Annotated in this window: 4 protein-coding genes; 2 read left to right on the plus strand and 2 right to left on the minus strand. The window is 60.6% G+C overall.

Features of this window, described 5'->3' with window-relative positions; translation table 11 throughout:
- Positions 1–3: 3 nt before the first annotated feature.
- Positions 4–2,994, minus strand: a complete 2,991-nt coding sequence (locus tag E4656_RS01375) for a valine--tRNA ligase (protein ID WP_135480499.1) — start codon at positions 2,992–2,994, stop codon at positions 4–6.
- A gap of 406 nt (positions 2,995–3,400) precedes the next feature.
- Entirely contained in the window at positions 3,401–3,814 is a 414-nt protein-coding gene (locus tag E4656_RS01380) for a DNA polymerase III subunit chi (RefSeq protein ID WP_135480501.1), read from the minus strand.
- A 249-nt stretch (positions 3,815–4,063) separates the two neighbouring features.
- Here E4656_RS01380 and E4656_RS01385 point away from each other — a divergent pair, with 249 nt between their 5' ends.
- Together E4656_RS01385 and E4656_RS01390 are read left to right on the plus strand one after the other, a co-directional pair.
- The gene (locus E4656_RS01385) at positions 4,064–5,797 is read left to right on the plus strand and encodes an AMP-binding protein (protein ID WP_135480503.1); all 1,734 of its coding nucleotides are present in this window, start codon (positions 4,064–4,066) and stop codon (positions 5,795–5,797) included.
- A gap of 24 nt (positions 5,798–5,821) precedes the next feature.
- Entirely contained in the window at positions 5,822–6,721 is a 900-nt protein-coding gene (locus E4656_RS01390) for a bile acid:sodium symporter family protein (protein WP_135480505.1), read from the plus strand.
- The last annotated feature ends 11 nt before the right edge of the window (positions 6,722–6,732 follow it).

A 6,732-nucleotide genomic window follows, 5' to 3' on the forward strand; every position in this document is an offset into this window, starting at 1 on the left:
GGGCTACAGCGCGGCGATGCGCGCGCGCTGACTGCTCAGCTGCTCGAGGCTGCGGCGCGCTTGGGCGGCCTTGTCCTGCTCTTTCTGCACCACCTCGGCCGGCGCATTGGCGGTGAACTTCTCGTTGCCCAGCTTGCCCTCGACGCGCTTGAGTTCCTTGTCGACCTTGTTGATCTCCTTGTCGAGACGCGCCATTTCGGCGGCCACATCGATCAGTCCGGCCATGGGCACCAGCACCTTGAGGTCACCGACCAGTTGCGTGGCCGACATCGGGGCTTCGTCATCCTCCGCCAGCCAGGTGATGTCTTCCAGCTTGGCCAGCTTGGTCAGGAACGTCCGGTTGGCTTCCAGCCGGCGCTGGTCATCGGCATTGCCGTTCTGGAGCAGCACCGGGATGGCTCTTCCGGGGGCGATATTCATTTCGCCGCGGATATTGCGCACCCCCACGATCACATCCTTGACCCACTCGATGTCGGCTTCCGCTGCCAGATCGCGCTTGTTGTCATCCGGTTCGGGGAAGGGCTGCAGCATGATGGTGTCGCCCTCGGCGCCGGCCAGTTCGCGAATGGACAGCCAGATCTCTTCTGTGATGAAGGGCATGATCGGGTGTGCCAGGCGCAGTATGGCTTCCAGCACGCGGATCAGCGTGCGCCGGGTGCCGCGCAACTGGGCTTCTGTGGCCTGTTCGTCCCAGAACACGGGCTTGCTGAGCTCCAGGTACCAGTCACAGTATTCGTGCCACACAAAGTCATACAGCGCCTGGCTGGCCATGTCGAAGCGGTACTGGCTGAAATACTGATTGATCTCGGCTTCCACTGCCTGCAGGCGCGAGCGAATCCAGCGGTCGGCGAGCGACAGACTGACTTCCGCACTGGCACCGAACTGGCCGCAGTCCAGTGCCTGGCCGCTGTCATCGCGCGTGTTCATCTGCACATAGCGCGCCGCATTCCACAGCTTGTTGCAGAAATTACGGTAGCCTTCCAGGCGCTTGACGTCGAAATTGACGTCACGCCCGGTGGAGGCCAGTGAAGTCAGGGTGAAGCGCAGGGCGTCGGTGCCGCTGGGTTCGAACCCGGTGGGGAACGACTTGCGCGTGGCCTTCTCGATCCTGGCCGCCAGCTTGGGCTGCATCAGGCCATCGGTGCGCTTGGCCACCAGGTCCTCGATGTCGATGCCGTCGATCAGGTCAAGCGGGTCGATCACATTGCCCTTGGACTTGGACATCTTCTGGCCGTTTTCATCACGAATCAGACCCGTGACATAGACCTGCTTGAACGGTACCTGCGGCGTGCCGTCTTCATTCTTGATGAAGTGCAGCGTCAGCATGATCATGCGCGCCACCCAGAAGAAGATGATGTCGAAGCCGGTGACCAGCACACTGGTCGGGTGGAAGGTCTGCAGGTCCGGTGTTTTCTCCGGCCAGCCCAGCGTGGAGAAGGTCCACAGACCGGAACTGAACCAGGTGTCCAGCACATCTTCATCCCGGGTCAGGGTCACGTCGGTGCCGAGGCTGTGTTTCTGACGCACTTCCTCTTCGCTGCGGCCGACATAAACCTTGCCTGCGGCGTCGTACCAGGCGGGAATCTGATGCCCCCACCAGAGCTGACGCGAGATGCACCAGTCCTGAAGGTCACGCATCCAGGCGAAGTACATGTTTTCGTAGTTCTTGGGCACAAACTGGATATCGCCGTTTTCCACGGCTTCGATGGCGGGCTTGGCGAGGCCCTCAACGGCGACAAACCACTGATCGGTGAGATAGGGCTCGATAACCACCCCGGAGCGATCACCAAAGGGTTGCATCATTTTCTTGTTCTCGACCAGAGGGACTTCATTGCCTTCAGCGTCGGTCACAGTGACCGCCAGGCCCTCAGCCGTAATGGCGTCTACAACCTGGCGACGAGCCTCAAGGCGGTCCAGGCCGCGCAGTTCGGTGGGCACCAGGTTGACATCGTCCACATTGCCGATGTCGGCGCCCTGCGCGGCACGGGTGGCCAAGGCAGCGCTTTCTTCGTAGGAGAGGCCGTCGGTGCGCATATGGGCTTTACGATCCATCAGATTGTATAGCGGAATGCCGTTGCGCTTCGCGACCTCATAGTCATTGAAATCATGAGCACCGGTAATTTTAACCGCACCCGAACCGAAATCGGGGTCCGGGTATGGGTCAGCGATAATGGGAATCAGGCGCCGGTGCTCCTTGGGGCCAACAGGGATCTCACACAGCTTGCCGATCAGGGAGACATAACGCTCGTCGTCAGGGTTAACTGCCACCGCGCCATCGCCCAGCATGGTTTCCGGGCGAGTCGTGGCAATGGATATGTAGTCTCGGCGCTCCCGGCAGGTGATATTGCCGTCAGCGTCTTTTTCGATGTATTCATAGGTTTCCCCGTCCGCCAACGGGTACTTGAAGTGCCACATATGGCCATCGATGTCCTTGTTTTCTACTTCAAGGTCGGAGATGGCGGTCTGGAAGAGCGGGTCCCAGTTGACCAGGCGCTTGCCGCGATAGATCAGGCCCTCTTCGTACAGCCGCACAAAGACTTCCCGTACTGCATTGGACAGGCCGTCGTCCATGGTAAAGCGCTCGCGTGACCAGTCCACCGAGTCGCCCAGGTGGCGCATCTGGCGGGTAATGGTACCGCCGGATTCGGCCTTCCACTCCCAGACCTTGTCGATAAAGGCTTCACGGTCCAGGTCGTGGCGGTTCTTGCCTTCGGCGGCCAGCTTGCGCTCCACCACCATCTGGGTGGCGATACCGGCATGGTCACTGCCGGGCTGCCACAGGGTGTTGTCGCCCTTCATGCGGTGAAAGCGGGTCAGGGCATCCATGATGGTGTGCTGAAAGGCATGACCCATGTGCAGACTGCCGGTGACATTGGGCGGCGGAATCATGATGCAGTAGGGGTCGCCCTGGCCGCTGGGGGCAAACCAGTTGTGCTCTTCCCAGCGCTGATAGTGCTTCTGCTCAATGTCTTGCGGCGTGTAGGTCTTGTCCATGGATAACTGGCCTGAATCGGGGCTAAGTCGTTGAAAAGAAAGGGTGCAGTATAACGGCTTGCAGGCTCTCGCGCATCAATCCGTGAGCGGATCACTACGGATATCGCGATGGAGAGACGGCGGTTACGGGATTTTGACCAATCAGGTCATCTGATCCTGAAGCCTGGCACTGAGGGAGCGGCCGCCGGGCGGCGGTGCCCTGGGCGCAGACCGTCTCCGCACAGGGATGTGCGGAGTCGAGCTGTCAGGGACAAAAACGCCGGGAGCGTTTTTGCACGAGCGAAGCGAGCCCGGAGGGTCAGACCCAGGGACGGGTCTGATATGAGTTTTTGCGTGTCTGCGGTTAGGGTACCCCGCCAGCAGGCGGCACTTGCGCCGGTTTCTGGATGCTCTTGACTGATATCACCTACACGCGCTGGTTCTGCAGCGGGTAGCCGCGTTCCTGATAGAACCGATAGTGAGCCCGCTTGGCGGCTTTCAGCTCCGGCGCCTCGAATACCACCTCGATCAGGCGGTTGAAACGCGAAAAATGGGGAGGCTGCTGGTGAGCCAGACTGATCAGCACATCGTGATGGCCGCCACAGTCCTCGCTGCAGGTGAGATTGACGCGGGTTTCACCATCGCTCAGTGGATGGTGGGGCACGAAGGCATCGGGCCGAAATGACCACAGGTGCTCATCCAGCCCCTGCAGCCAGTCTTCGTCGCAGTAGATCAGCACCGAGTGGCCGGCAGCCCAGGCTTTTTCGGTCAGTCGGCACACATAGTGGGCCGCTTCGTTGAAGCCGGTGCAGGACAGGATGTGGAAATCGATGCGCGTCATCGGAGGGGGCTGCCTGTGAATGACAATCGGTCGCGCGCAGGATACCTGATGCCGGCCGTCGGAACCAGCATTGTTCCCGCTGGCTTGAAACTGGCGCTGCCAGGCGGCGATTATGGGCTCCACTGCACGCAGAACTGGTGAGGGGGCAAACAGCAGGCTAATATGCCAGAGAGCGGATTGGCGCTTGTCTGCCCCCGGCGCCGATCATAATAAAGATAATTCAAGGACAACAAGAAGAGAGCCCCCTCCATGTCTCATGATGATGTTTATGATTCGGCTCCCTGGACGGCGCATTATGCTGCCGCGCATCGGGAGCCCGATGCCGGCCTGGTGAAGGCCAACAGCTTGCCGGATATGCTGACCCAGGCCGGTCAGCAATATGCCGACCACATCGCGTTTACTACCTGCATGCCCAATGGCATGTCGGGCCGACTCTCCTACGCCGAGGTGGAAGAGATGTCGGATGCCTTTGCGGTCTACCTGCGCGAAGGCCTGAAACTGGAGCCGGGTGCTCGGGTGGCGGTACAGATGCCCAACTGTCTGACCCTGCCGGTAGTGGCCTTTGGCATCCTGAAGGCGGGCTGTGTGCTGGTCAACGTCAACCCGCTTTATACGCGTCCGGAAATGGAACACCAGTTCAACGACAGTGGCGCCGAGGTGCTGGTCATCGTCAACCTCTTTGCCGACAAGCTGGAGGACATTCTGCCGCGCACCCCGATCCGCAAGGTGGTGCTGACTCATGTGGCGCAGTGGTTCCCGCCTGTGGTCAAGGGCGTGCTGCATCTGGTGCTGAAATACTGGAACCGGGCCATTCCCAGACACAGCATGGAAGCAACCGGCATTGATGCGGCCCTGGCCGAAGGCCGCCGCCTGCGCGACAACGGCAACATCAGGGTGCAGGACTACTGGCAGGGCCTGACCCGGGATGACACCGCAGTGTTGCAGTACACCGGTGGCACTACCGGCGTCAGCAAAGGGTCCGTGCTGACGCATGGCAACCTGCTGGCCAATCTGGAACAGGTCGACACGCTGGCCGGGCGGCACATCTCACCCGGCCAGGAGTGCATTCTCACGGCCCTGCCGATGTATCACATCTTCGCCTTTACCGTGAACCTGCTGGCGTTCTATTACAGCGGCGCCCACAACGTCCTGGTGCCGAGCCCGCGCCCGATTCAGAACTGTCAGCGCGCCTTCGACAACTTCCCGATCAGCTGGATTTCCGGGGTCAACACCCTCTACAACGCGCTGCTGAACGAGGAGTGGTTTACCGTCTATCCGCCGCGGCACATGAAGGTGGCGCTGGCCGGGGGTACGGCGCTGCACAAGGCCGTGGCCGAGCGCTGGCAGCGTCTGGTCGGCTGTCCCATTTCCGAAGGTTACGGGCTGACCGAGACGTCACCGGTGGTCTGTTTCAACCTGATCGGCGATGAACGACCGGACAGCATCGGTATTCCGGCACCGAACACTCAGGTCAGGCTGGTGGACGACGAGGGTGCCACGGTGCCGCTGGGCGAGCCCGGCGAGATGATCGTCAAGGGCCCGCAGGTCATGCAGGGCTACTGGAATCGCCCCGGAGACACCGAGCAATCGCTGAAGGATGGCTGGTTCTATACCGGTGATGTGGCCGTGATGGAATCCGATGGCCACTTCCGCATTGTTGACCGCAAGAAGGACATGGTGCTGGTCAGCGGCTTCAACGTCTATCCCAATGAGGTGGAAGACTGCATTGCCCGGATACCTCAGGTACAGGAGTCGGCCGTGATCGGGGTGCCTGACGAGCAGTCCGGCGAGGCAGTCAAGGCCTTTGTGGTGTTGCGGGAAGAGGGCATTACCGCGGAAGACATCATCCGGCACTGCCGCAACGAGCTGGCGGCTTACAAGGTGCCGAAGCAGGTCGAGTTCCGCGATGATCTGCCCAAGACCCCCGTAGGCAAGGTGCTGCGCAAGGAATTGCGTGAGCCGGCCCCGAAGACTGATGCCTGAACCCGCTGACAGGAGAGCATTACCATGTTGAGTCCATTGGAAGAAACGTTGTTGGCGGTCATGATGATTGTCATCATGTTCGGTATGGGGTCGTCACTGACCTTCAAGGATTTCCGCCTTTCCCTGCGGCATCCGCAGGCAGTGCTGGTTGGCTTCTGCTCCCAGTATCTGCTGATGCCACTGATCGCCTTCTCGCTGGCCCGTTTTCTGGGCCTCTCCGGGCCGCAGACAGTGGGCCTGGTGCTGATCGGCTGCATGCCGGGCGGCACCACGTCCAACATCTTTGCCTACTTCTCGAAGAGCCTGCTCAGCCTGAGCATCATCATGACAGTATGCTCCACGCTGGCGGCCATTGTCATGGTACCGTTGCTGATGGGGGTCTATACGGCCGGCGTCGAGGATGCGTTGCGTATTCCGCCGTCCGAAATCATAGCCCTGCTGTTCGTGCTGCTGATCCCGACCCTGCTGGGCATGTGGATTCGGCGCAAGAATGCCAACTTCGGTGCGGTCACGGAACTGGTTGGCGGGGTGATCGGGGTGATCGTGATTCTGTTCCTGGTCCTGACCTGGGCGCCGCGCAACTGGCAGTTGCTGGTGGAGACCCACTGGCAGGTCTTTGCAGCAGTGATACTGGTCGGGCTGATCGGCTTCCTGTTCGGCTATCTGTTCTCGCGCGTGCTGAAACTCGGCCCGCAGAAGGCCAGAACCGTGTCGCTGGAAACCGGCATTCAGAATGGTCCGCTGGCGGCGCTGATTGTGACCCTGGCCTTTACCGGTGAACTGCAGCAGCAGGTGTTGCTGATGCCGGTGCTGTATTCCCTGTTTATCGTCATCAACTCCACCATTGTCACCCTGTTCTATCGCAAGTGGACACGGCGGGAGGAGCTGGCGCGGGATCAGGCCAAGATAGAGCCAACCGGTTGATCGGCCAGGGG

Origin of the sequence: Natronospirillum operosum, assembly GCF_004768465.1 — a bacterium.
Classification (GTDB): domain Bacteria; phylum Pseudomonadota; class Gammaproteobacteria; order Pseudomonadales; family Natronospirillaceae; genus Natronospirillum; species Natronospirillum operosum.

Bases quoted from the DNA above. Each gene is read 5' to 3' on its own strand.
- E4656_RS01385 (WP_135480503.1), top strand. From the start codon at position 4,064: ATGTCTCATGATGATGTTTATGATTCGGCTCCCTGGACGGCGCATTAT.
- E4656_RS01390 (WP_135480505.1), top strand. From the start codon at position 5,822: ATGTTGAGTCCATTGGAAGAAACGTTGTTGGCGGTCATGATGATTGTC.
- E4656_RS01375 (WP_135480499.1), bottom strand. From the start codon at position 2,994: ATGGACAAGACCTACACGCCGCAAGACATTGAGCAGAAGCACTATCAG.
- E4656_RS01380 (WP_135480501.1), bottom strand. From the start codon at position 3,814: ATGACGCGCATCGATTTCCACATCCTGTCCTGCACCGGCTTCAACGAA.